The organism is Sporanaerobacter acetigenes DSM 13106 (genome assembly GCF_900130025.1).
Lineage (GTDB): Bacteria > Bacillota > Clostridia > Tissierellales > Sporanaerobacteraceae > Sporanaerobacter > Sporanaerobacter acetigenes.
On sequence record NZ_FQXR01000009.1, the window covers coordinates 40,424 to 66,258 of the forward strand.

Below are 25,835 nucleotides of genomic sequence, written 5' to 3' on the forward strand. Positions count from 1 at the left end.
ATATTATATAATGAGGAGGTATATTATGGAAAGACTGGTAGGGAAAAGTGCACCTGAATTTACAATGAATGCTAGCTTAGGTAGTGGAGAAAATTTTACTACTGTGAGTTTAAATGACTATAGAGGCAAATGGCTTGTAATGTTTTTCTATCCTGCAGATTTTACTTTTGTTTGTCCAACAGAGATTACAGGATATAGTAAAAGATATGAGGATTTTAAAAAAGAGGGAGCCGAAGTTTTGGCTGTAAGCGTTGATAGTGAGCATTCACATAAAGCTTGGATAAATACTAGTTTGGGAAAAATTAACTTTCCTATAGGGGCAGATATGACAAAGCAAGTGTCCAAAGATTATGGAGTACTTATTGAAGAACAAGGAGTTGCCTTAAGAGGATTATTCATTATAGACCCTGAAGGAGTAGTTAGATATTCAGTTATTCATGATTTAAATGTAGGTAGAAGTGTTGATGAGACCTTGAGAGTATTAAAAGCCTTAAAGACTGGGGGACTTTGCCCAGTAGATTGGGAAGAAGGAGAAGATTTGTTATAGATTAAATAAGTGGCCAAATTTGGCCACTTATTTGTTAAAAGGGGAGATTTACATATGAATTTTGATATGATTAGGGAAAAATTTCATAGAAGAGTTTCAAAACCATTAGATGTAAAGGATAATTATGCAGTATTGGTACCACTAATTAAGAAAGATGGCAAAATAGAATTGCTATATGAGATAAGAGCAGAAAATTTAAAAAATCAACCGGGAGAAATATCTTTTCCAGGAGGCAAAGTGGAAATAGGGGAAAACTTTAAAGAGGCAGCTGCTAGAGAAACTTGTGAAGAACTCAATATATGTAAAGAAAACATTGAAGTGATAGGACATTTAGACTATTTGGTTTCTTACTCAAACATTTCTATATATCCATTTTTAGGAATTCTTCATGATACAAATTTTGAGGATATAAAATATAGTGAAGATGAAGTAAGTTCTATTTTTACAGTACCTTTTAAGTTTTTTATGGAAAATGAACCTAAAGTCTATTATATAGATTTAGAGACATCTATTGGAGAAAAATTTCCATATGAAAAAATTCCGGGTGGGAAAAATTATGATTGGAAACAAGGAAAATATTCAGTCTACTTTTATGAATACAAGAAATATACAATTTGGGGTATGACAGCAAAAATTACCAAAAACTTTATAGATATAATAAAAAGCTAATATAATATTAGCTTTTTTTATTTTTCTTCAGTTCTAGGAGTGTATGCAATAGATTGTTCTTCAAGATGTTTTAAATCTTTTATCAAAACTATTGCTGTGATGATAGATGATACCAAATCTGATATTGGACCTGCAAGCCATACACCATTCAACTGAAATAGTCTTGGAAGTATTACAAGAGCAGGTATGAGTACTAGAACTTGCCTTGATAGGCTTAAAATCATTGCTTGTTTAGGCTTTCCTGTAGCTTGGAAATAGTTTGAACTTATTACTTGAACTCCTATTATAGGTAACATAGATAGATAGATTCGAAGTGCTTTTGATCCGACTTCAATAAGTTCTTTTTCATTTTTTCCAAACAAACCAATCAATTTTTCTGGTATAGTTTGAGTTATTATAAATCCTGTGCTTGATATAATTGTTGCAAATATTATAGCTAATTTTAGAGTTTCTTTGACTCTATTGTATTTTTTGGCACCGTAGTTAAATCCTATTATAGGCTGTGCTCCTTGATTTATACCGAAAATTGGCATAAGAATCATCATTGTGATGCTATTTATAGCTGCCATACTTGAAGTTGCCACATCTCCTCCATATTTTTGAAGACTTTTATTTAATAAAATTGTAACTGCACTTGCAGCTATTTGCATACTGAATGGCGCCAACCCTATAGATATAATGTTTTTTACTATTTTTCCTTGTAGTTTTATATTTTCTCTTTTGAGTTTAAGAAGGCTTTTGTTCCCCATGAAATAGCTCAAGACCCAAATAGCAGAAACCCCTTGGGATATAATCGTAGCATATGCAGCTCCTTTCATACCCATTTTAAATACAAAGATGAATATCGGATCCAATATAGTATTTAAAATAGCTCCAATGAGCATAGTTCCCATGGCTACCTTGGGATTTCCTTCTCCCCTTATAAAATTGTTAAGTCCAAAGCCTAAAGCTTGCATAGGAGCTCCTATGAGTATTATTGTCATATAATCTATGGAATAGGGAAGTATATTTTTACTGGCACCAAAAGCTTTCAAAAGTGGTTCTAGAAAAATAAGACCTATAACACTAATACTTGCTGAAATAAGTATTAGCAATATAAAAGCATTTCCTAAAATCTTTTGAGCTTCTTCTTCTTTTTTTTCTCCCAATTTTATAGAAACCAAAGAGTTTCCTCCAATTCCTATAAGCATAGAAAAGGCCATAAGTATGAGAGAAATCGGATATCCAACAAATATGCCTGCAATTCCTAAACTTCCAACACCTTTACCTATAAATATTCTATCTACTACATTGTATAGAGCATTTACCATCATTCCTACAATAGCAGGAATAGAAAACTGAAAAAGTAACTTACCTATATTTTCTTCACCTAATTGTTTTGAACGATTCATATTATTCACCTCTCATTTTATCTAATATTGTCACTATGGTTTTTAAACTATCATTGAATTCTTTTACATCTTTTTCCGAAAGAGTTCCAAATACTTCTTTTATTCTTGCCATGAATTTTTTTTCTTGATTTATATAGTATTTTTCGCCTTCATCTGTGAGGTAAATCCAGGTTTTTCTTCTATCCTTTTCATCATTAACTCTATATACTAACCCCATTTTTTCCATGGAATCAATGAGGGAAGTAAGACTTCCTTTTTCCATGTCCATGCATTTTCCTAATATAGTAGGTGTGACTTTTTCAGCTCTACCAATGATCATTATGGTTTTTACTTGATTTTTATTGCAGCTATATTTGTCATTAGTTTCTTTTTTAAATGTTGGACTAAATAATCTGTGAAATAGGGACATGAATTTAATCAAATCATATCTGATATCTTCATAAATAGAATTATTTATCATTTTTTCACCTCAGATAAAAAAAATAGTTAGAATTCTAACTATTAGAATTCTAACTATAATTATAAACGCTATTTTAAATTAGTCAATGCTAATCTATAAACATTTGCGTCCAATAAGTTGTACCACTTTTATTGGTAGCATAACCTATACCAATTTTGTTAAAGCTTGGATTCAATATATTTGCACGATGTCCTTCGGAGTTCATCCAGCCATTGACTACAGAAGAAGCACTGTAATATCCTTTTGCGATATTTTCTCCTGCAGTTCTATATTTTATTCCAAAGCTCTTCATCATAGTGAAAGGATCTCCATAAGTAGGTGAGGTATGGCTAAAATAATTTTTATCTGCCATGTCTTGAGATTTAGTTCTAGCTACTTTTGAAAGTTCTTCACTGTAAGTAAAGGGAGCTAGTCCTTCTTTTTTTCTCTCTTCATTTATGAGTTTTAAGACTTCTAACTCCATTGTATTTGCTGTACTTGATACAGTAGTATTGATATTATTATTAGTATTGATATTATTATTAGTATTGATATTATTATTATTATTAGTATTAGTAGTATTATTATTATTATTATTGGTGTTAGTAGTATTAGGTACAGCATATCTATTATAAGTATATTTATATGGTGAATAGGTTACGTATCTATGTTGGACATTTTGGTTATTTATTTGATAATAATTTGAGTAGTTTGTATTTATTGTATACCTTACGGTCGTGAATCCTCCAGCACTAGCAAAGCTTGTTGAAGAAAGTAGTAGCAGGGCTACAGTTATTGATAATAGAGTTTTTTTCATGGTTCTTTTTTTCATTATTTATTACCTCCTTGGATTTTGAGTGTAATACATAAAGATACTTGACTTTCCCCCTTTCTTTTTTGAATTTGTTTATGAGTATATCATTAATGACTTTTCAGATAAACCCTTAATATGTGGACATACAGGTATAAGAAGGCAATATGTAAAAAAATAAGAAGTTCTACAATATATTGCAGAACTTCTTATTAGTGTGAAAGTTATAGCTTCTAGACTAATTTAACTTGATGATAAACTTTTTTGCCCTTTCTTATCATCAATTTATTGTCATCAAAATCAGCTATTTCTATTTTTAGATTTGGATCATCTACTCTGTTGTCACCAATATAGATTCCACCTTGTTTTATAAGTCTCCTACCTTCACTGTTAGAACTAGTCAAGCCTAAATTTGTCATTAAGTCCAATATTCCCATGCCATTTGTAAAATTAGATTTATCTATTTCAGTAGTGGGAATAGAACCACCTTGGCTTCCACCTTCAAACAATGCTTTTGCAGCTTTTTGAGCTTTATCTGCTTCTTTTTCTCCATGAACTGTTTTGGTTACTTCATAAGCAAGAACTTCTTTAGCTTTGTTTATTTCTGCTCCTTCAAGGGATGATAATTTTCTTACTTCGTACATAGGAAGCAATGTAAGCATTGATAGACATTTTTCTACATCTCTATCATCAATATTTCTCAAGTATTGATATAGTTCATAAGGTGAAGTTTTTTCACTGTCTAGCCAAATAGTACCAGATTCTGTTTTTCCCATCTTTTTGCCTTCAGCATTGGTTAATAGTTTAAATGTCATAGCATAGACTTTATCATTTTCAATTCTTCTCACCAATTCATATCCACTCAATATATTGGACCATTGATCACTTCCACCTATTTCAAGTTTACAATCGTAGTCTCTGTAAAGTTTTAGATAATCATAGGACTGCATAAGCATATAGCTAAATTCAAAATAAGTTAGTCCTTTTTCTAGTCTTTGTTTATAGCACTCAGCAGTAAGCATTCTATTTACTGAAAAATGTACACCGATTTCTCTTAAAAATTCAACATAATTGAGATTTAAAAGCCAGTCTGCATTATTTACCACCAATGCCTTGTCATCACTAAAATCGATAAATTGTGAAAGCTGCTCTTTAAATCTCTTTGCATTGTGATCGATTTGTTCTTTTGTGAGCATCTTTCTCATATCTGATTTTCCACTTGGGTCTCCAATTAATGTTGTACCACCACCAAGTAGTGCAATAGGTTTATGCCCAGCTTCTTGCATATGCTTCATAACCATTATTTGAACAAAATGTCCAAGGGTCAAACTGTCTGCTGTAGCATCGAAGCCAATATAAAAAGTAACAGATTCCTTATCTAAAAGTTCGCGTAGTTCATCTTCATAAGTAACTTGGTCAATATAGCCTCTTTCTTCTAACAAATCAAGTACATTAGCCAAAATGAAAACCTCCTCTTTTTTAAAATAAATATAAAAAGGGATTCTTCTCCATCTAAGGACGAGAAGAACCCCGTGGTACCACCTTAATTCGCCAAAAAGCCTTAAATCACTTTAACGTGTGATAGACGCAATGATTTCTCATTGGAACTCCAGAGTGTAATTCGTCTCACTACTTGTTATAGACTTCTCACCAATAGTCTATTCTCTGTCTTTTAACTATAGTGGACTACTGAATCTTTCATAGTTTCAATATGTAATTTATGTTATATGATAATATAAAGAGTTTCCCTTGTCAAGGGGAAAAAAGAGGACTTATTAGTCCTCTACTTTGATTTCTACGCTATTTTCCCAAAGACCATGAATATTGCAATAACTCAATGCATGTATTGAGCCAGGTTTGTCAAGTTTAACTTTGATTGCAATTTCAGGTTCTTCATAAATTTCACCTTCACCATGAGCTGAAAAATTATAATTTCCTATTTCAATAGGGAACTTAGAGCCTTCTGGATGGAAAAATACTTTAATCCATGAAATATGATGTTCTAGTGTATTTGGATGTTTGATTTCTTCTCCTACCAATACTTTTATTTCAATTTCTTCACCTTTTTTTGCATTTTCAGGAGCGTGTATAACTGGTACATGTTTTTCGCCCTTCCAATCTCCGCTTTGTAAAAATGTTCCTAAACTTTTCATATTCAAATCCTCCTTGTTAATTTTATGTTTTATTCCCCAATGGGGATTACTTTCTTTTCTATAAAAGTTTATACCCACATGTATAAAAAAATACACATTTATAAAGTAATTATTTAAAATTTTAGTTATAATATAAATGAAGGACAAGATAAAGGAGAGATAAAATGAGCGATATAGAGTTAATTGCAACATCTACTTTTGGATTGGAATCCGTAGTGAAGCGAGAAATTATAAATTTAGGCTATAAAGATGTGAAAGTAGAAAATGGGAAAGTTATTTTTAGTGCAGAAGAAAAAGATATTCCAAGAGTTAATATTTGGTTGAGAAGTGCTGATAGAGTATTGTTGAAAATTGGAGAATTTAAAGCAACTACTTTTGAAGAATTATTTGAAAAGACCAAAGCTCTCCCCTGGGAAGATTGGATAACAGAAGATGGAGAGTTCACAGTAGTAGGCAAAGCTGTGGATTCACAGCTCATGAGCGTCCCAGATTGTCAAGCAATAGTTAAGAAGGCAGTAGTTGAAAAATTGAAAACTAAATATCATACAGAATGGTTTAAAGAAACAGGCGCAAAGTTTACTATTCAAGTAGCTCTTTTAAAGGATATTGCAACTTTGACTATAGATACTAGTGGTGAAGGGTTACATAAAAGGGGCTATAGAGAAGCAAGTGTAGAAGCGCCTATAAAGGAGACTCTTGCAGCGGCTTTAATAAATTTAAGTTATTGGAATCATGAGAGAATATTGGTAGATCCTTTTTGTGGGTCAGGAACTATTCCTATAGAAGCAGCTATGATAGGGAAAAACATTGCACCAGGTATTCAAAGATCTTTTGCATCAGAGAATTGGCCAAGAATAAATCAAGAATATTGGAAAGAAGAAAAAGTAAATGCAAGAAAAGCAATACTCCAAGATAGAAAATTAAATATTAAAGCTTTTGATATAGACAAAGAAGCTATAGAAATTTCCAAAGAAAATGCATTTGAAATAGGAGTTGATGACTGTATTGAATTTAGTGTAGGAAATGTACTGGATTTTAAAACTCATGACAAATATGGTGTGATAATTTCCAATCCTCCTTATGGGGAAAGACTTGGGAATAAAGAAAAAGTTGAAAAATTATATATCGAAATTGGAAAGATATTTAGGCAATTGGACACATGGTCTATTTATATAATTACTTCAAATGAGAATTTTGAAAAGCTTTATGGGGGAAAAGCAGATAGAAAAAGAAAATTATATAATGGAAGAATAAAAGTAGACTATTACCAATATTATGGTCCAAGACCTCCTAAAAAATAATTAAAAAAAGTGGAGAGATTAGATATTAAATCTCTCCACCATATTGTTAAGCTTTTCTGCAATTTTTGTTAAATCTTCAATCGAAGCTGTAATTTCTTCCATTGAAGCAAGATTTTTTTCTACGGCAGCAGCACTGTTTTCGGACGAAGCTGTTGTTTCCTGTGATATTGCAGAAACTTCTGTGGCTCTTTCAAGAATGTATTCACTATTGCTTCTTTCTTCTTTAGCAGCTTTAGATATATCTATTATTAGTGAATTTATTTCAACTATTTTATTTAACAATTCTTCAAAAGAAGATTTTGTTAAATTTGCTACATCTACACTTTCATCAACAATATTGCTTACTTTTTCTATACTTTCTACTGCATTGGTGCTGCTAGAAATTACAGAACTTGTGATTTTAGATATCTCTTCTGAATATGTATGGGTCTCATCTGCCAATTTTCTAATCTCTTCAGCTACAACAGCAAATCCTTTTCCTGCTTCTCCAGCTCGGGCAGCTTCTATAGCAGCATTTAGTGCTAGTAAGTTTGTCTGCTCAGATATTTCGTTTATTATGACGACAATATTGTCAATATCCTTAATTTTCTCATTTAAATCTTCGATGATAGTAGAAGTGTTTTTGGTAGAATTGTCAATTAGAGTTACTTTTTCAATGATCATATCCATGTCTTTGCTGCCCTTTTCTGCACAATTAGCCATATCTTTAGAAAGTTCTGTTGCTATATTGGTATCTTTATCAGTTGTTTGAGAAAGTTCAGTTAAATTAGAAATTGCTTCGTTTAATTCAACTATATTTTTAGAAGTATCTTCTGAACCAAGAGCTATGTCATTTACATTGCTTGCAATATTTTCTGTAGATCCTGTTGTTTCCTCTATAATAGAAGATAGTGTTTTTGTACTTTCTGCAAGTATTTCAGAATTCGCTTTTATTTCTTTTAATATATCTTTAAAACTTTCTGTTACTTTATTTAAAGATGTATTGATGGCATTAAATTCGCTTTTGTCTTTTAGAACTTTAACTTGAGTTAAATCACCTTGAGCTATTTTGTCTATGCTTGCTAATATTGTTCTAATGTTTTTTACAAAGAATGTCTTGATTAGAATATAAGCAAACAAAAGACCTATTCCAATGTTTATAAGGGTTGAAAAAAACATGGCAAATTTAGGGTTGATATGGATAAATCTTTCTAAAAGATCATAAATTAAATTTGAAACCATAGTGCTTAAGAATAAAGTCAAAATAAGTGCTAAAATAATTTTAGCTTTTAAATTTCCAAATTTTTCTTTAGACTTTTTTGTTTCGGAATTATTTTCCATAAAAATTCTCCTTTCTTTGTACTTTAATAATATTTTACACTAATATTGTAATAAATGAAATACAAACAGTAAAATTTGCTATTTTTTAAAATATTAATTGTACTGATATACAAAATAAGGTTGATATTCTAGTTATTAAATGATAATATTAATGAAAAAGGAAGGTGAAAATATGAGCGATAAATCTAGAAATATTATAATTTTAATTGTCATATTAGCTATAATTTGTGCTTTCTTTGTTCTTAAGAATGTAGATGAAAACAAAAAAGAAATTAAAATTACTTCTGGATTAGTTATAGAAAAAAATCAATCAGGGAAAATTCATTTTATAACTATCGAAACTTTTGGAGAAGATGAAAACGAACTTAATAAACTTTCCTTTGAAGTTTTGGATGAAGATTTATGGAGTGCTATTGAGAAAAATAAATATTATTTCTTGACTTACAGCATAAAAGAAAGGGGCTCATTTGTACTTGAAGAAATACAAGAAAATGATACTTTTGGGAAAATATACGAGAAGATTTTACGTGAAGAGAAAGAACAGATAGAAGAGGAAGAACAGGTAGAAGAAAGAGAAAAATTCACTGCCATATTTCCATCAACAGATAGATTAGATACTTCCGATTTGACTTTGTTGGATAGTGTTAAAGTTGATATAGACAATGACAACAAAGAAGAAATTATAGAATTATATACTACTGCTCAAAGAGATAAAAATGGTGAAATGATGTGGGATGATGGTCAAAAGTGGTTTTTGCTAGTTCATGATGAGGATAAAGAATATATATTATTTGATGAATATGTTCAAATTGGAACATTAGAGTTTTGGGTTTTCACATCAAAGAATGACTATCATATTTTGACACTACAAACAGGTTCAGCTGTTTTAAAGCTATCTGACTATACTTATGATATAGAAAGAGAGTCTTTTGTAAAAAAAGATATTTTTAATCCAGAATTTTTAAATGTTATACACGGTTCAACAGTTAGGTAGATAAAACAAGCATTCGTTCTATGGAGTTTCTATATGGAATGAATGCTTGTTTCAAATACTACTTTATTTTCAATTGGATAGTATGCTATGATTAGGTAAAGGGCTTTAAATCTTCTGAAAATTAGGTGATGGATATGTTAAATAAAGAGAAGGTTAGTTTCATAGAAGAAAAAGTACAAAGATATAGGGACTTTGGTATACTCAATTATCACGCATTAGAGGGAATGGCAGATTGGGTAAGAATTGTAGATAAAGATGGAATTATAATATATGCAAATAGAACAATGAAGGAAAGTTTAGGGGAGGATATAGAGGGAAAGAAATGCTATGAAGTTTTGGGAAAAGATTTACCTTGTAGTTTTTGTATTACCAAAAGGAGTATAGAAACTGGAGAAATAGTTCAAAAAGAGGAAAAGGTAGGAAATAGGATTTTTTCAGCAAAAAGTTCACCTGTGGCAGATTCGGAAGGCAATATATATGCTGCTGTGGAAGTTTTCAGAGATGTGACTAGAGAAAGAAAACTGGAGAAGGAACTGAAAGAAAAAAATAGAAAGATGAGTAAAGACTTACTTTTTGCTAAAACTTTGCAACAAAAAATTCTTCCTAAAAAAGGCATATATAAAAATATAAAATTTAATTATATATATAAACCATGCGAAATGATTAGTGGAGATATGTTTGATATATTCAGCATAGATGAAAATCATGTAGGAATATATATAAGTGATGTAGCTGGTCATGGTGTTACAGCATCTATGATGACTATGTTTGTGAGACAAACTATGCGTTCTATAAAGGATGAGATTATGAGTCCATCAAAAGCGCTTACAGAACTGCATAAGAAATTTGTGGATTTAAATTTGGATGATGACAAATATTTTACTATGTTTTATGGTGTATTAGACACTAGGACAAATACTTTTAAATATTCAAATGCTGGGCATAATTGCATTCCAATACTTTTTAATGATGAAAAATTAGAAATACTAAAGATCAGAGGTTTCCCTATTTCATACATATTTAACGAGATATTTTATTTAGAAGATAATGTTGAATTTCATAAAGGCGACAAAATACTTTTTTATACAGATGGGATAACTGAAGTTCATGACAAGGGAAAAAATCAGTTTGGCTTAGAAGGAGTTTTAAGTGTTATAAAAAACAACAGAGGAGATATTCTAAATGCTATAAATAGGGAAGTAGAAAATTTCCAATGGGGAGAACAAGAAGATGATTTTGCATTAGTTCTTGTTGAAGTTATGGAATAAAAAATGTATTGACACCCGATTTAGCATGATGTATTATATTTTTGCTAAAATGAAAGGGTGGTGTAAAATTGAAATTTATTTCTTTTAATCCATATAGGACCATTGGTATTCCAAATATTATATATATAAAGCCAGAAAATATGTTTAGAGAAAAGGAGATTATTAAAGAGGCAGATTATGTGCTTTTTCCAGAATATTGGCAGTTAAACACTCTTGTATATGGTCTAGATAAGAAAATATTTCCGAATATAAGCACATATCACCTTGGGCACAACAAAATTGAGATGACAAGAATACTTTGGGCTACTTTTCCTCAAAATGTACCTTATACAAAGATTACAAATTTAGATAGAGTATGTGTAGAAGATATAGAGGAGGAATTTGGATATCCTTGTGTATGTAAAGAAGTCAGAAATTCTATGGGAAGGGGAGTGTTCCTTGTAGAAAATAGAAGAGAATTGTTGGAATATATGAACAACAACGAAGTTCTTTATATTCAAGAGAAACTTCCAATAGATAGGGATTTGAGAATTGTCTATGTTGGAGATAGAGTTGTAGCGTCTTATTGGAGAATAGGAAGGGAAGGAGCTTTTCACAACAATATAGCTAAAGGTGGTACCTATTCTTTTAGAGATGTTCCTGAAGCTAGTATAAAATTGGTGGAGAATGTAGCTAGTTCACTTAAGATAAATCATGCAGGATTTGATATAGCGGTAGTGGGTGATAAATATTATATATTGGAGTTCAATGTATTGTTTGGAAATGAAGGTTTAAATCATATGGGAATAAAGGTAGAGCCCTTGATATATGAGTATATCATGAGAGATTTAAACCCAGATAGTCCAAATTATCCTGACAATGTAAAAAGAGCATCCTAGAAATTATATCTTCTAGGATGCTTTTGTGACAGTGAGAACCGTCCCTGCTGTAGCAATTTTTAGGATTTTTTTTGAGGAATGTGATATTATATATATTGAGAAAAATATGAGGGGGTGCTAATGTGAGAAGTATTAGTTTAGACTATACTCATAGTTTTATAGAAGATTATGAGTTGGAAAATATAAAGGAATATATAAATATAGCTCACAATATGCTCCATAATGAAAAAGGACCAGGTAGTGAGTATACAGGATGGGTTAATTATCCAAAGGAATTTGATATAGATGAATATGAAAGGGTGAAACTAGCTTCAGAAAAGATAAGAAAAAACTCGGAGGTATTCATAGTCATAGGTATAGGTGGTTCTTATTTAGGTGCAAGAGCTTGCATAGAGGCATTGAATCACAACTTTTATAATATGCTAACTAGCGAAAAGAGAAATGGACCAGAAATATATTTTGTTGGGAACAATGTGAGTAGTTCTTATATATTGGAACTTTTAGAGCTTATAGATGGAAAAGATATTAGTATTAATACTATATCTAAATCTGGTACAACTACAGAGCCTGCCATTGCTTTTAGAATATTTAAGGAATATATAGAAGAGAAATATGGAAAAGAAGAGGCTAAAAATAGAATATATATTACAACAGACAGCAAAAAGGGAGCATTGAAAGAACTAGCTTCTAAAGAAGGTTATGAAACATTTACAGTTCCAGATGATATTGGAGGAAGATATTCTATCCTTACTTCAGTAGGCTTACTTCCAATTGCAGTATCTGGCTTAAATATTGATGAGATAATGAATGGTGCCAAAGATGGCATGGAAGAGTATGGGGTTTTAGATTTAGATAAAAATTATTCTTATCAGTATGCAGCTATAAGAAATGTATTGTATAGAAAAGGCAAAGAAATAGAAATGCTTACAAGTTATGAACCTAGTTTGTTTTATCTTCAAGAATGGTGGAAACAATTGTTTGGTGAAAGTGAAGGGAAAGATTTAAAAGGTATATATCCATCTTCTGCAAGCTTTACTACAGATCTCCATTCCTTAGGTCAGTTAATACAGGATGGAAGGAGGAATATATTCGAAACAGTTATAAATATAGAAGAACCTAAAGTTGATATGATCTTAAAAGAAGATAAAGAAAATTTAGATGGTCTCAACTTTCTTTCAGGGAAAACTATAGATTTTGTGAACAAGAAGGCTTTTGAAGGTACTCTTATGGCGCACACAAGTGGAGGAGTTCCCAATATTATTTTAAATATAGAAAAAATGAATGAATACAATTTTGGCAAACTTATATATTTCTTTGAAAAAAGTTGTGCTATCAGTGGATATTTATTGGGAGTAAATCCATTTAATCAGCCTGGAGTTGAGGAATATAAAAAGAATATGTTTAGACTTTTAGGTAAACCTGGATATTAGAATATAAATGGGATGAATATTCATCTCATTTATAGTTGATAAATTTTTAACGTCATTATTGAATATAAGTAAAGAATGTTAAAAAAAACTGAAATGAGAGGTTTTGGAGTATAGTCAAGAAAACAGGAGCAATTTAAAGATTTATGCGAAAAAATCTTTTTTTACCAATAGGGATTGTTAAACAGTTATCAAAGATGGTATTGCACTATATACTTGAATTTGATAAAATATAAACAAATTGAGAAAATATTGTTTTGTGTCTAGGAGGGATAGTGTGGATTTTGAAAATTTGATTTTTAAAAGAGAAGGAAATATAGGTATATTGTCAATCAATAGACCTAAAGCACTAAATGCACTCAATACTCAAGTTCTATGTGAATTGGACAAAGCTATAGATATGATAGAAAATGATGAAGATATACATATATTGATAATAACAGGTGAAGGAAGAGCTTTTGTAGCAGGAGCAGATATAGCTGAAATGAAGGAAATGAATTCAAAGGAAGCAAGACAATTTGCTAAAAATGGACTAGGCGTATTTAGAAAAATTGAATTAATGGAAAAACCAGTTATTGCAGCTGTAAATGGTTTTGCTCTTGGTGGTGGCTGTGAACTATCTATGTGTTGTGATATAAGAATAGCTTCAGAAAAAGCTAAATTTGGACAACCAGAAGTGGGACTTGGAATTATACCAGGATTTGCTGGTACTCAAAGACTTGCACGTCTTGTAGGAATGGGCAGAGCAAAAGAACTTATATTTACTTCAGATATGATAGATGCCAATGAAGCATATAGGATAGGTTTGGTAAACAAAGTAGTTCCTCAAGATGAGCTTATGAATGAAGCTATTGCATTGGCGAATAAGATACTTTCAAAGGGACAGATAGCTGTGAGATTTGCAAAGACTTCTATAAATAGAGGAATGGAAACTGATATTGAAACTGGAATGGCTATAGAAAGAGATTTGTTTGGTCTTTGCTTTGCAACAGAAGATCAAAAAGAAGGTATGGGAGCGTTTCTAGAGAAACGTAGCCCAAACTATAAATTAAGATAAATTTTGGAGGTGTTTTTATGAAAAAGGTAGGAGTTCTTGGAAGAGGCACTATGGCTTCTGGTATCATTCAGGTGTTGGCAGAAAATGATTATGATGTAGTTATGTGGGTTAGAAGTATTGACGAAGGAAACCCAAGAGGTAGTTTAAAAAGTGTTGACAAAAATTTAAATAGAAAAGTACAAAAAGGTAAGATGACTGAAGAAGATAAAGAAAAAGTATTAGCAAAAGTTCAAATAACTACAAAATATGAGGATTTAAAAGACTGTGACCTTGTTGTAGAAGCTATCTCAGAAGATATGTGTGTAAAGAAAGAAACATTTAAGAAATTAGACGAAATCTGTAAACCAGAAGCAATACTTGCAAGCAATACTTCATCATTATCAATAACTGAAATAGCAAGTGCTACAAATAGACCAGAAAAAGTTATAGGAATGCATTTCTTCAACCCAGTTCCAGTTATGAAATTAGTTGAAGTTATAAAAGGTATTTCAACAAGTGAAGAAACTAGAAATACAGTATTTGAATTGGCTGAAAAATTAGGGAAGACTCCAGTTCAAGTAGAAGAAGCTCCAGGATTTGTTGTGAATAGAATACTTATTCCAATGATAAATGAAGCAGTTGGCATTTATGCGGATGGTGTTGCAACAGTTGAAGATATAGATGAAGCTATGAAACTTGGTGCAAACCATCCAATAGGACCTTTAGCTTTGGGAGATTTGATAGGACTTGATGTATGCTTAGCTATAATGGATGTACTTTATACAGAATTTGGTGACTCAAAATATAGAGCTCATCCACTACTAAGAAAGATGGTCAGAGGTGGACAATTAGGTAGAAAAACTGGCAAAGGATTTTACGATTATACAAAATAAGAATAAAAAAGCCGATCCAATAGGATCGGCTTTTTTTATGAGTAAAAATTTATCTATTGTACAAAATATTATTGTGAAGATGGGAAAGGAGGCTTAGAAAAGGTGAATTATAGATGAAAGAAAATTTAAAAATTCTTATTATTTTTTCTGTATGTATTGTTATGGCTTTTTTTCTGGGTTCTTATACTTATTTGGAGACCAAAGTGAGAAATCATGAAGATGAAAATGAAAATTTTCTCAAAGAAGAAAAAAATATTTCACAGAAAAATGGAGAAAAAAAAGTAGAAGAAAAAAAAGAAACCATAGATACTTTAGAAAAGGCTTATGAAAAGAGCAGTAGAATAAATTTTGTCCTTATGGGTATGGAAGATATAAGATCTGATACTATTATATTTATTTCTTTTGATCCGAAATTAAAGAAAGTAGATATGATATCAATTCCTAGGGATACTTATATTTATAGAAAGGGATATGAAGAAGCAGAACAGAGGAAAATAAATGCAGTATATGCTTCTCATGGTGCTAGTGGAGTTAAAAAAGTAGTTTCTTATGTATTGGAAGGAGTACCTGTCCATCATTATATTATGATAGATTATGAAGGAGTAGAAAGAATTGTTGACTCTGTTGGAGGGGTAGAAGTAACGGTACCTTTTCATATGAAGTATAAAGATCCTACAGCAAAACCGCCATTGTATATAGATATACCTGAGGGTAAACAGACTTTAAATGGGAAAAAATCTGTGGAATTTCTGCGATATAGAAAAGATAATGATGGGAAAAGTGGGTATAGTGATGGAGACTTAGGTAGAGTTAAAGCGCAACAAGAATTTTTAAGGTCTTTTTTTGATAAAGTGTTAAGTATAAAAATGCCTTTAGCTATAAAGACTAGTTTTGATTATGTAAAGACAGATGTGAATTTGACTGAAGCCTTAAATTATGGGAAAAGTGCATTGGCAATGGGATCAGAGGATTTTAATTTTATTATATTGCCTGGCGTGGGAACTTATAAAAAAATAAAAAATAAAAAATTGTCTTATTTTATATACGATGAGCCAATGGTTAAGGAAATCATAGAAAATATCTATGGAGTAGAAAAAAAGGTCCTTATAGAATAAGGACCTTTTTCACTAAATTGCCTTTTTTTCATCTTCAAGAAGAGCTTCTCCTATTTTGTATACATTGCCAGCTCCCATGGTGACAATGGTGTCTCCGTTTTCAATATTGGCTAGTAAAAAACTCTCTATTTTGTCAAAGGAATCAATATATACTGCATCTATACCTTTTTCTTTGAGCACATTGACTAAATTTTTAGAGTGAATAATTCCAGTATCAATTTCTCTTGCTGCATAAATATCTGTAACTATAACTTTATCTGCATCATAAAAGGATTCGGAAAAACTATTTAACAAGATTTTAGTCCTTGAATAGGTATGAGGTTGGAATACACACCAAAGTCTGTTTTGAGTTGTTTTTTTAAGAGCATTTAAACTTGCTTTTATTTCTGTTGGATGATGAGCATAGTCATCAATTATTTTAGCTCCTTTTATGGCTCCTTTTGATTCTAGTCGTCTATGAGTACCCTTATAGTCTTTTATGGACTCTATGATATCTTCCATAGGTACATGGTAGGTATGAGCTGCAGCAATGCTCCCAAGGGCGTTGTATATATTGTGTATGCCCATGACATTTAGTGTAATAGGATATTTTTCTTTATTTCTTATATTTAGAATGAATTTTGGATAGCCTTCACTGGTAAAACTTATATTTTCAGCTACATAATCTCCATTACCATTAAGTCCAAAGGTGGTGACATTGCATTTGGTATTTTCTATAACTTTTTGTGCATTCCCATCATCAATGTTTATGATGAGATATCCATCTTCACCTATACCACTAGCATATTCTGCAAATGTTGCTACGATATGATCGATATTTTTAAAGTAATCTAAATGATCTTCTTCCATATTTAATATTATAGCCATTGTAGGCTGATATTTAAGAATATTTCCTTTGTACTCACAAGCCTCTGTTAATACTAATTTTTTACTGCCTATTTTAGCATTTCCACCTATTTCATCAAGTTCTCCTCCAAGGAGAATAGTAGGCTCTAAGTGAGATCTATTTAGTATTGTGGCTAACATACTTGTAGTAGTTGTTTTTCCATGAGTTCCAGAAACAGCAATAGATTTTTCATAGTTTTTCATGAGTTTACCTAAAAAGGTTCCTCTATCAACAGTTTCTATTCCTCTTTTTTGAGCTTCTATAAGTTCTGGATTATCTTTAGAAATGGCATCTGTATAGACAACTAAATCTGCACCTTCAATATTTTCGGATTTGTGACCTATGTAAATATTTGCTCCCTGAGTTTTTAATTTGTCTATTATTAGAGAAGGATTCATATCAGAACCTGAAACTGCATATCCTTCCATTAAAAGTATTTCAGCCAAACCACTCATGCTTATACCACCTATGCCTATGAGATGCACATGAGAAAAATTATGCTCACATATATTGAAAGAAAACATAAACGAATACCTCCCGAAGTAATAAATGGTTCTATACTAATTATTATTGCCAAGAAATATGTTATTATTATACTTATATTCATTATTCATAACCCATAGGAAAATTCTAGATTTACTTAATGTTAAGCTTTCCAAAATGGGTTTCAAAAAAGGCTTCCTTGATTTTTAATGATTTGATAGAAGCTTTTCTTATAACTTATTTGTCACTGATAGATTATATCATAAAGGTATAAATATAAAAAGGAAAAGTTGCAAATCTGTTGAAAAGTTTTACAAATAGGAATAAAATAAAGTGATATACAAAAAAATAATATTCAAGTATAGGGTGATTTATGTGGATAAATTGAAAAGAAATGAAAGAATAGCAGGTATCATGTATATACTTACAACTAATCCAAATAAAGTATTTACTTATGGGTATTTTTCAGAATTGTTTAAAGTAAAGAAACCAAGCATTAGTGGGGATATTTCCATAATGAAGGAATTGGTTGTAAAACTTGATATAGGTCATATAGAAACTATTCCTGGAGCTAATGGAGGAGTTAGATTTAGCCCCAATATGAGAAAAAAAGATGTAGAAAATTTACTTTTAGAAATATGTGCTGAATTATCTAAAGATGAAAGACTTATTCCTGGTGGATTTATTTATATGATGGATATATTATATACCCCAAGGATTATAAAAAATATTGGCAAGATATTTGCGAATGAATTTGTAAAAAATGATATAGATTATGTAGTGACAATAGAAACTAAAGGTATACCTATAGCTCTTATGACTGCTGAAATATTGAATGTTCCTCTCATAATCATAAGAAAAAATATGAAGATTACAGAAGGGCCAGCTGTAAATATAAATTATTTATCTGGTTCAAACAAGACTATTCAAACTATGTCCCTTTCTAAAAGAGCGATAAAAGAAGGTTCTAAAGTGCTCATCATAGATGATTTCATGAGGGCAGGTGGAACTGTAAAAGGAATGAAGGAAATGATGAGAGAATTTAATGCAGAAGTTGCTGGTGTAGGAATATTTATTTCTACCAAAAATCCAGAGAAAAAATTGGTGGAAGATTATGTTTCCCTCATAAGGCTTGAAAAAATAGATGAAGAAAAAAATGAAATTATACTGATTCCGAACTTTAAACAATTAAAACAATTTAGATAAGAAATAAAAAATAAAATAATTTTAGTGATAAAGAAGGATTTCTTTAAAATATAGAGAATATAGAGAATATTTGGTGATTTCAAACGACTTCTTTGGAAGGTGGTGAAGCAGAAGTGAAAGTTACAGATGTTAGAATTAGAAAAGTTACTGATGAAGGAAAGATGAAAGCCATAGTTTCTGTTACTTTTGATGATGAATTTGTTGTTCATGATATAAAAATAATCGAAGGACAAAATGGGCTCTTTATAGCAATGCCAAGCAGAAAAATGGCAGATGGAGAATTCAGAGATATTGCACATCCAATTAATTCCGAAACTAGAAGCAGAATCCAAGAGGCAATATTTAAGGAGTATGAAAAAAGCATATCTGAAGAATAGTGAAAGGACCATTAGGGTCCTTTTTACTTAGCTAAAAAACAATATTATTTAAAGAAAAGAGAAAATAGGTGTGGACTTATATTTTAAATTGTATAAAATATTATTGGGTGGAGAAATACAAAACATAGAGGTGTTTATATGAATATATCTATTGTACTTGCAGCTGGAGAGGGAACCAGGATGAAATCTAAAAAATCTAAAGTTCTTCATGAAGTATGTGGTAAGCCTCTTTTAAGCTATGTTTTAGATGCAAGTAGAGATGCAGCTATGGAGAAAAACATAGTGGTTATAGGTCATGGAGGAAATGAAGTGGCAGAAGCCATGGAAAAGGAAGATGTAGTTTTTGTACATCAGCCAATAGGGGAAAATGTGCCTTATGGGACAGGTTTTGCAGTGATGCAAGCTAGAGATTATATTGAGGACGATAGTTATGTTATAATTTTATATGGAGATACTCCATTGATAACAGGAGATACACTAAATAAATTGGTAGAGTATCATAAATCTTGTAAAAATGTTTGTACTGTTTTGACAGCGCAACTAGAGGACCCTACTAGTTATGGCAGAATAATACGAGATGAAAAGGGCAATATTCTTTCTATAGTAGAGCATAAAGATGCTACAGAAGAGGAAAGAAAAATAAAAGAAATCAATTCGGGGATATATTGTTTTGATGGAAAATATTTAAAATTAGCATTGGATAATATCAATAATGATAATGCTCAAGGTGAATATTACATTACAGATGCAGTGCAAGTACTTAAAGGTAAAAATTTAAAAGTAGGTGCATATAAGATAGAAAATTCTGAAGAAATATATGGTATCAATTCAAGAAAGGAACTTGCAAATGCAGAAAAGATCATGAAAAGAAGGATAATTGAAAAGTTTATGGAGAATGGAGTCACCATTATTGACCCAGATAGTACTTACATAAATGCTGAGGCTAAAATTGGACGAGATACAATCATATATCCAGGAACGATTATAGAGGGAAATTCAGTTATAGGAGAAGATTGTATAATAGGTCATAATACGAGAATTGCAAATGGAAGAATTGGAAATAGGGTAGAAATTCAAATCTCCACCATATTAGATAGCAGTATAGATGATGATAGCAAAATAGGACCCTATGCTTATTTAAGACCTAATAGTCATATTGGTAAAAATGTAAAGATTGGTGACTTTGTAGAAGTTAAGAATTCAAATGTAGGGGATAATTCAAAAGCTAGCCATCTTTCTTATATAGGAGATGCAGATGTAGGTAAGAGTGTAAATGTAGGTTGTGGAGTGGTATTTGTAAATTATAATGGAAAGATCAAACAAAGATCTATTGTAGAGGACAACGCCTTCATAGGGAGCAATTCCAACTTGGTTGCCCCAGTAGTTGTGAGAGAATGGGGTTATGTAGCTGCTGGCTCTACTATTACTGATGAAGTAGAAAATGGAGCCCTATCTATAGCCAGAGCTAGACAAGTAAACAAAGAAGGCTGGACATATAAAAAAGGATTTGCAGATAAAAATAATAAATAACTAGGAGGAATTTAAATATGAACTTAAGCGGAAGTGGCATGAAAGTATTTACTGGAAATGCTAACAGAGAATTGGCTTTAAAGATTTGCAGTGAGTTAGGAGTGCCTCTTGGAGATTGTGAAGTTGGAACTTTTAGTGATGGAGAAATAACAGTAAATATCAATGAAACTGTTAGAGGATACGATGTATTTCTAATTCAACCAACTTGTCCACCTGTAAATGACAATTTGATGGAAACATTGATCTTAATGGATGGCTTAAAGAGAGCTTCAGCTGGAAGAATTACTGCTGTTGTTCCCTACTATGGCTATGCTAGACAGGATAGAAAAACTAAGGCAAGAGAGCCTATAACAGCTAAACTTGTAGCTGATATATTAACTAGAGCTGGTGCCGATAGAGTGCTTACTATGGATTTACATGCGGGACAAATTCAGGGATACTTTGATATACCTGTAGATCATTTGGTAGGAGTTCCAATTCTTGCAGAGTATTTTAAAAATATAGTCGATGAAGAAACAGTAGTGGTTTCTCCTGATTTGGGAGGAGTTTCAAGAGCTAGAAATTTTGCAAATCTTTTAGATTTACCTATAGCTATTATAGAAAAGAGAAGACCAAAAGCTAATGTTTCAGAAGTTATGAATGTAATTGGTGATATTGAAGGGAAAAATGTAATTATTGTTGATGATATTATAGATACTGCTGGTACTATAACAAAGGCAGCTCAGGTACTTAAGAATTTTGGGGCATTGAAAGTTTATGCTTGTGCGACTCATCCAATCCTTTCTGGACCAGCTGTTGAAAGAATTGACAATTCTGAAATTGAAAAATTTGTTGTTACGGATACGATACCTCTTTCAGAGGAAAAGAAAATAGATAAAATTGAAGTTGTAAGCGTAGCACCAATATTTGCTGAAGCTATAAAGAGAATATATAGCAATGAATCTGTAAGTAAATTGTTTGATTAGTTAGGGGCTGATATTTTGTATGCAGTTGTAGGCCTTGGGAATCCAGGAAAAGAGTATGAAAATACTAGACACAATATAGGATTTGATACTGTAGAATTATTGGCTCAGAGAAATAATATAAATATAAATAAAATTAAGTTTAAGGCAGTTTATGGTGAAGGACAGATAGGAAATCAAAAAATTATACTGATAAAACCACAAACTTATATGAATAATAGTGGTATGAGTGTACTAGAATTATATAAGTTCTATAAAATACCTATAGAAAAAATCATAGTAGTAGTTGACGATATAGATATACAATTTGGGACTATAAGGATTAAAAGAAAAGGAAGTGCTGGTACCCATAATGGTATGAAATCCATTATATATCATTTGCAAAATGATGATTTTCCAAGAGTTAAAGTAGGAATAGGCAGTCCAAAACCTGGTCAAGATTTAGCCCAATTTGTACTTAGTAGATTTAGCAAGGAAGAAAGACAAACTATAGATCATACAATAGAACTTGCTTGTGAGGCTATTGAAACTACTATAAATAAAGATTTAAATAATGCAATGAATATTTACAATTCAAAAGACACCAAGGCCCAGGAATAAACCTGGGCTTAAGGTGTTTTAGAAGGAGCTGATCAGATGCCACAAAATATGTTTATAGATCCACTGAAAAGTATGTCTTCCTATAACAAATTAATAGATGCAATAGAGTCTAAAACTAGTACTATAAGTATTCATGGCTTAAGTGAAGAGAACATAGGGCATTTAGCTTATGGGTTAAATAAGCATACACAAAGACAAATATTAATTATAACAAGTAATGAGATTAAAGCTAAAAAAATATTTGAAGATTTAAAAAATTTCGACAACAATTTTGTGGAAAATTATCCTTCAAGAGATTTAGTTTTTTATGATATTGATGCTTTTAGTTATGAAACAACTCATGAGAGAATTAAAGTACTATCGAGGCTAAATAATGGTGAAAATATTGTCGTGGTTACATATGTAGAAGCATTGCTTAACAAGGTTGTGAATAGCAATATTTTTGATAGTTATACTGAAGAATTAAAGTATGGGGAAGTTATAGATTTAGACAATCTTTTGAATGGCTTTGTGATAAAAGGCTATGAAAGAGTAAATATGGTAGAAGGAAAGGGACAATTTAGTTTAAGAGGTGGGATTATAGATTTTTTCCCTGTAAATAGTGAGAATCCCTATAGAATAGAGTTATTTGATGATGAAATTGATTCTATAAGAACTTTTGATATAGCAACTCAAAGATCTATTGAAAAGATTTTTTCTGTCTCAATTCCTCCAGCAAAAGAGATATTAATATTAGAGGAGTTCAAGGATGAAGTTGTTTCTTCTATTGATAGAGATTTAAAAAATATATTGAAAAAATTTCAAAAAAGTGCCAAAGAAAAGGATAAGTTAGAAGAAAAGTTTTCAAAATACATGGAAATTGTGAGGGAAGGACTAAATATAAATAATGTAGATATGATTGTTCCTTATATTCCTGAAGACTATGTAGGAAATATTATTGACTATTTAAATGATGATAGTCTGATTTTAATAGATGAACCAAGAAGAATGGAAGAAAAACTAGAAGATTTGAACAATGAATTTATACTTAAATTTACTGATGTATTTGAAGGTGGAGAATTATTATCTGAACATGATAAAATATATCATGATTTTGATGTAGTATATAAATCTATGAGAAAACACATTTGTATAACTACTTCAGCCCTTTTAAATTCTGATTCGAAATTTGTTTCCAACACTATATTAAACTTTACAACTAAAGGGATGCAATCTTTTCACAACAAGATAGAATTTTTAGTGGAAGAGTTAAATCACTATAAGTATAGGGGATATAAGACTATTATATTGTCTGGAATAGAAGAACGAGGTAGAAGGCTTGAAACAATTCTTAGAGAAAAGGGTGTAGAATGTGTATATGTAGAGAATTCTAATAGAGATATAAAATCTAGTCAAGTTTTTATTACTTCTGGAAGTATAAATGGTGGTTTTGAGTATACGAGTATTAAATTTGCCATAATTAGTGATAAAGAAGTATTTGGAGTGAATAAGAGAAAAATAACTAAACCCATAAAAAAAGATAGGCAAAAGATAACTAGTTTCTCAGATTTAAACATTGGTGATTATGTAGTTCATGAAAATCATGGAATAGGACAGTATTTAGGAATAGAACAACTAGATGTTCAAGGAATTAAAAAAGATTATTTAACTATTAAGTATCAAGGCAAAGACAAATTGTATGTTCCTGTAGATCAGATGAATTTAATCCAGAAATATATAGGTTCAGATACGGTAAAACCTAAAGTAAATAAATTAAGTAGTACAGAGTGGACAAAGACAAAAGCAAAAGCTAAGAAAGCAATAGAGGATATGGCAAAGGATTTGCTGGAATTGTATGCTAAAAGAGAAAGTGTAGAGGGTTTTGCGTTTAGTAAGGATACCCCTTGGCAAGGACAATTTGAGGATATGTTCCCTTACGAAGAAACAGAGGCTCAAATTAGAAGTATAGAAGAAATAAAAAAGGATATGGAAAAACCCAAACCTATGGATAGACTCCTTTGTGGAGATGTTGGATATGGAAAGACAGAAGTAGCTTTGAGGGCAGCATTTAAGGCAATTATGGATGGAAAACAAGTTGCCATTTTAGTTCCCACTACTATACTTGCACAACAACATTACAATACTATATTAGAAAGATTTGGCGACTTTCCAGTAAAGGCTGGAATGCTAAGCCGATTTAAAACACCATCAAAGCAAAAACAGGTTATAGAAGGACTTAGAAAAGGGAATATAGATATAGTAGTTGGTACACATAGATTGTTATCTAAAGATGTAAAATTTAATGATTTAGGACTTTTGGTAGTAGATGAAGAGCAAAGATTTGGAGTCAAACACAAAGAATCATTAAAGAAAATGAGAGAAAATGTAGATGTCCTTACATTGACAGCAACTCCTATTCCAAGGACGCTTCATATGTCACTAGTTGGCATAAGAGATATGAGTGTTATTGATGAGCCTCCAGAAGAAAGATATCCTATACAGACATATGTCGTGGAATATAATGAACAATTAGTGCGTGATGCCATAATTAGAGAAATGAATAGGGATGGGCAAGTTTATTTAGTATATAATAGAGTGGAATCTATAGATAGAATAGCTTCTAGTATAAGAAAGTTAGTTCCTGAAGCTAGAGTTGCCATAGGTCATGGGCAGATGAGTGAAAGGGAATTGGAAAGGGTCATGATGGGATTTTTGGAAAAGGAGTATGATGTACTAGTCTGTACTACTATTATTGAAACGGGATTAGATATTCCAAATGTAAATACAATGATTGTATATGATGCAGATAAGATGGGATTGTCTCAACTTTATCAATTGAGAGGAAGAGTTGGAAGGTCAAATAGAATAGCTTTTTCTTATTTTATGTATGAAAAGGATAAAGTATTGTCAGAAGTAGCAGAAAAGAGGCTTAGAGCAATAAAAGAATTTACTGAATTTGGTTCTGGATTTAAAATTGCCATGAGGGATTTAGAAATACGAGGAGCAGGAAATTTGTTAGGCATTGAACAGCATGGTCATATAGAGGCAATAGGTTATGATTTATATGTGAAATTTTTAAATGAAACCATAAAGAAATTTAAAGGTGAAAGCTATGAAGAAATGGTAGAAACTAGCATAGAGCTTAATGTGAATGGATATATATCAGATAAATATATTGACGAAGAAGAAACAAAGATTGAAATATATAAAAAAATTGCGAGTATTGAAAGTCAAAATGATTATGATGATTTAATAGAAGAATTGATAGATAGATTTGGAGACGTACCTGCAGAAGTTGAAAATCTTATGAAAATATCATATATTAAATATATTTCTGGGAGAAGCAATATTTCTAATATTACAGAAGAAGAAAGGCAAATAAAACTGGAATTTAGCTCATCTAGTCATATAACTCCTGAACTTATTCATACTCTTTCTAGCGAGTATGGAAGGAGAATATCTTTTGATTTATCTGATAGTCCATATTTTAAATTTAGATGGAAAGAAAATTTATTAGATGAATTAAAAGCATTAGTTGAAAAAATTAGAGGTTCTCTTAAAGACTAAAAT

23 protein-coding genes are annotated in these 25,835 nt (G+C 31.1%); 16 read left to right on the forward strand and 7 right to left on the reverse strand.

All coding sequences use genetic code 11. The features are described 5' to 3' along the window. Positions 1-25: 25 nt before the first annotated feature. Entirely contained in the window at positions 26-547 is a 522-nt protein-coding gene (locus BUA21_RS09710) for a peroxiredoxin (protein WP_072744635.1), read from the forward strand. Positions 548-601: 54 nt separating this feature from the next. Continuing rightward, on the forward strand, positions 602-1,216 hold the full coding sequence (locus BUA21_RS09715) for an NUDIX hydrolase (protein ID WP_072744636.1): 615 nt from the start codon (positions 602-604) through the stop codon (positions 1,214-1,216). 17 nt (positions 1,217-1,233) lie between these two features. Here BUA21_RS09715 and BUA21_RS09720 read toward each other — a convergent pair whose 3' ends face one another. From BUA21_RS09720 to BUA21_RS09740, 5 genes are all read right to left on the reverse strand, one after another. Beyond that, entirely contained in the window at positions 1,234-2,607 is a 1,374-nt protein-coding gene (locus BUA21_RS09720) for an MATE family efflux transporter (RefSeq protein ID WP_072744637.1), read from the reverse strand. 1 nt (position 2,608) lies between these two features. After that, the gene (locus BUA21_RS09725) at positions 2,609-3,067 is read right to left on the reverse strand and encodes a MarR family winged helix-turn-helix transcriptional regulator (RefSeq protein WP_072744638.1); all 459 of its coding nucleotides are present in this window, start codon (positions 3,065-3,067) and stop codon (positions 2,609-2,611) included. Between the two features lie 88 nt (positions 3,068-3,155). Then, positions 3,156-3,878, reverse strand: a complete 723-nt coding sequence (locus BUA21_RS09730) for a CAP domain-containing protein (RefSeq protein WP_084604233.1) — start codon at positions 3,876-3,878, stop codon at positions 3,156-3,158. Between the two features lie 212 nt (positions 3,879-4,090). Then, positions 4,091-5,317: a tyrosine--tRNA ligase gene (gene tyrS, locus BUA21_RS09735; protein WP_072744639.1), complete on the reverse strand. Its 1,227-nt coding sequence runs from the start codon at positions 5,315-5,317 to the stop codon at positions 4,091-4,093. 315 nt (positions 5,318-5,632) lie between these two features. After that, positions 5,633-6,010, reverse strand: a complete 378-nt coding sequence (locus tag BUA21_RS09740) for a class II SORL domain-containing protein (RefSeq protein WP_072744640.1) — start codon at positions 6,008-6,010, stop codon at positions 5,633-5,635. 164 nt (positions 6,011-6,174) lie between these two features. Here BUA21_RS09740 and BUA21_RS09745 point away from each other — a divergent pair, with 164 nt between their 5' ends. Then, positions 6,175-7,311 (forward strand): THUMP domain-containing class I SAM-dependent RNA methyltransferase, encoded by a 1,137-nt coding sequence (locus BUA21_RS09745; RefSeq protein ID WP_072744641.1) that lies wholly within the window; start codon positions 6,175-6,177, stop codon positions 7,309-7,311. 18 nt (positions 7,312-7,329) lie between these two features. On the opposite strand, the gene BUA21_RS09750 is transcribed toward BUA21_RS09745, so the two are convergent. Continuing rightward, the gene (locus tag BUA21_RS09750) at positions 7,330-8,631 is read right to left on the reverse strand and encodes a methyl-accepting chemotaxis protein (protein WP_072744642.1); all 1,302 of its coding nucleotides are present in this window, start codon (positions 8,629-8,631) and stop codon (positions 7,330-7,332) included. Positions 8,632-8,782: 151 nt separating this feature from the next. Between BUA21_RS09750 and BUA21_RS09755 the strand changes: the two genes are divergently transcribed. From BUA21_RS09755 to BUA21_RS09785, 7 genes are all read left to right on the forward strand, one after another. Then, positions 8,783-9,625 carry a hypothetical protein gene (locus BUA21_RS09755; RefSeq protein WP_143147154.1) on the forward strand — a complete coding sequence of 281 codons (843 nt, stop codon included), beginning with the start codon at positions 8,783-8,785 and terminating at the stop codon, positions 9,623-9,625. 134 nt (positions 9,626-9,759) lie between these two features. Further along, positions 9,760-10,893, forward strand: a complete 1,134-nt coding sequence (locus BUA21_RS09760) for a SpoIIE family protein phosphatase (protein WP_084604234.1) — start codon at positions 9,760-9,762, stop codon at positions 10,891-10,893. Between the two features lie 68 nt (positions 10,894-10,961). Beyond that, positions 10,962-11,771 (forward strand): ATP-grasp domain-containing protein, encoded by an 810-nt coding sequence (locus tag BUA21_RS09765; RefSeq protein ID WP_072744645.1) that lies wholly within the window; start codon positions 10,962-10,964, stop codon positions 11,769-11,771. A gap of 131 nt (positions 11,772-11,902) precedes the next feature. After that, positions 11,903-13,201, forward strand: a complete 1,299-nt coding sequence (locus BUA21_RS09770; protein ID WP_459550724.1) for a glucose-6-phosphate isomerase — start codon at positions 11,903-11,905, stop codon at positions 13,199-13,201. A gap of 274 nt (positions 13,202-13,475) precedes the next feature. Beyond that, positions 13,476-14,255: a short-chain-enoyl-CoA hydratase gene (locus tag BUA21_RS09775; protein WP_072744647.1), complete on the forward strand. Its 780-nt coding sequence runs from the start codon at positions 13,476-13,478 to the stop codon at positions 14,253-14,255. Between the two features lie 17 nt (positions 14,256-14,272). After that, on the forward strand, positions 14,273-15,127 hold the full coding sequence (locus BUA21_RS09780; RefSeq protein ID WP_072744648.1) for a 3-hydroxybutyryl-CoA dehydrogenase: 855 nt from the start codon (positions 14,273-14,275) through the stop codon (positions 15,125-15,127). Between the two features lie 113 nt (positions 15,128-15,240). Beyond that, a complete protein-coding gene (locus tag BUA21_RS09785; protein ID WP_072744649.1) occupies positions 15,241-16,242 on the forward strand; it encodes an LCP family protein in 1,002 nt (333 codons plus the stop codon). 12 nt (positions 16,243-16,254) lie between these two features. Here the strand turns inward: BUA21_RS09785 and murC are convergent, their stop codons facing one another. Next, a complete protein-coding gene (gene murC, locus BUA21_RS09790; RefSeq protein ID WP_072744650.1) occupies positions 16,255-17,652 on the reverse strand; it encodes a UDP-N-acetylmuramate--L-alanine ligase in 1,398 nt (465 codons plus the stop codon). Positions 17,653-17,986: 334 nt separating this feature from the next. On the opposite strand from murC, the gene purR reads away from it, so the two are divergent. The 6 genes from purR to mfd all read left to right on the forward strand — a co-directional run bounded on the left by purR (position 17,987) and on the right by mfd (position 25,832). Then, the gene (gene purR / locus BUA21_RS09795; protein ID WP_072744651.1) at positions 17,987-18,817 is read left to right on the forward strand and encodes a pur operon repressor; all 831 of its coding nucleotides are present in this window, start codon (positions 17,987-17,989) and stop codon (positions 18,815-18,817) included. Positions 18,818-18,930: 113 nt separating this feature from the next. Beyond that, positions 18,931-19,194 (forward strand): septation regulator SpoVG, encoded by a 264-nt coding sequence (gene spoVG / locus BUA21_RS09800; protein WP_072744688.1) that lies wholly within the window; start codon positions 18,931-18,933, stop codon positions 19,192-19,194. A 138-nt stretch (positions 19,195-19,332) separates the two neighbouring features. Beyond that, the gene (glmU, locus tag BUA21_RS09805) at positions 19,333-20,724 is read left to right on the forward strand and encodes a bifunctional UDP-N-acetylglucosamine diphosphorylase/glucosamine-1-phosphate N-acetyltransferase GlmU (RefSeq protein WP_072744652.1); all 1,392 of its coding nucleotides are present in this window, start codon (positions 19,333-19,335) and stop codon (positions 20,722-20,724) included. 17 nt (positions 20,725-20,741) lie between these two features. Next, positions 20,742-21,689 carry a ribose-phosphate diphosphokinase gene (locus tag BUA21_RS09810; RefSeq protein WP_072744653.1) on the forward strand — a complete coding sequence of 316 codons (948 nt, stop codon included), beginning with the start codon at positions 20,742-20,744 and terminating at the stop codon, positions 21,687-21,689. Positions 21,690-21,704: 15 nt separating this feature from the next. Then, positions 21,705-22,286, forward strand: coding sequence for an aminoacyl-tRNA hydrolase (pth, locus tag BUA21_RS09815; RefSeq protein ID WP_072744654.1), 582 nt, complete (start codon positions 21,705-21,707; stop codon positions 22,284-22,286). 36 nt (positions 22,287-22,322) lie between these two features. Next, a complete protein-coding gene (gene mfd, locus BUA21_RS09820; protein WP_199229026.1) occupies positions 22,323-25,832 on the forward strand; it encodes a transcription-repair coupling factor in 3,510 nt (1,169 codons plus the stop codon). Positions 25,833-25,835 lie beyond the last annotated feature (3 nt).

Coding starts and splice junctions, on each gene's coding strand:
- BUA21_RS09740 (WP_072744640.1), bottom strand. CDS start 6,010: ATGAAAAGTTTAGGAACATTTTTACAAAGCGGAGATTGGAAGGGCGAA.
- BUA21_RS09720 (WP_072744637.1), bottom strand. CDS start 2,607: ATGAATCGTTCAAAACAATTAGGTGAAGAAAATATAGGTAAGTTACTT.
- BUA21_RS09780 (WP_072744648.1), top strand. CDS start 14,273: ATGAAAAAGGTAGGAGTTCTTGGAAGAGGCACTATGGCTTCTGGTATC.
- BUA21_RS09750 (WP_072744642.1), bottom strand. CDS start 8,631: ATGGAAAATAATTCCGAAACAAAAAAGTCTAAAGAAAAATTTGGAAAT.
- BUA21_RS09710 (WP_072744635.1), top strand. CDS start 26: ATGGAAAGACTGGTAGGGAAAAGTGCACCTGAATTTACAATGAATGCT.
- BUA21_RS09715 (WP_072744636.1), top strand. CDS start 602: ATGAATTTTGATATGATTAGGGAAAAATTTCATAGAAGAGTTTCAAAA.
- glmU (WP_072744652.1), top strand. CDS start 19,333: ATGAATATATCTATTGTACTTGCAGCTGGAGAGGGAACCAGGATGAAA.
- BUA21_RS09745 (WP_072744641.1), top strand. CDS start 6,175: ATGAGCGATATAGAGTTAATTGCAACATCTACTTTTGGATTGGAATCC.
- BUA21_RS09755 (WP_143147154.1), top strand. CDS start 8,783: ATGAAAAAGGAAGGTGAAAATATGAGCGATAAATCTAGAAATATTATA.
- BUA21_RS09725 (WP_072744638.1), bottom strand. CDS start 3,067: ATGATAAATAATTCTATTTATGAAGATATCAGATATGATTTGATTAAA.
- BUA21_RS09730 (WP_084604233.1), bottom strand. CDS start 3,878: ATGAAAAAAAGAACCATGAAAAAAACTCTATTATCAATAACTGTAGCC.
- murC (WP_072744650.1), bottom strand. CDS start 17,652: ATGTTTTCTTTCAATATATGTGAGCATAATTTTTCTCATGTGCATCTC.
- BUA21_RS09785 (WP_072744649.1), top strand. CDS start 15,241: ATGAAAGAAAATTTAAAAATTCTTATTATTTTTTCTGTATGTATTGTT.
- BUA21_RS09760 (WP_084604234.1), top strand. CDS start 9,760: ATGTTAAATAAAGAGAAGGTTAGTTTCATAGAAGAAAAAGTACAAAGA.
- BUA21_RS09810 (WP_072744653.1), top strand. CDS start 20,742: ATGAACTTAAGCGGAAGTGGCATGAAAGTATTTACTGGAAATGCTAAC.
- mfd (WP_199229026.1), top strand. CDS start 22,323: ATGCCACAAAATATGTTTATAGATCCACTGAAAAGTATGTCTTCCTAT.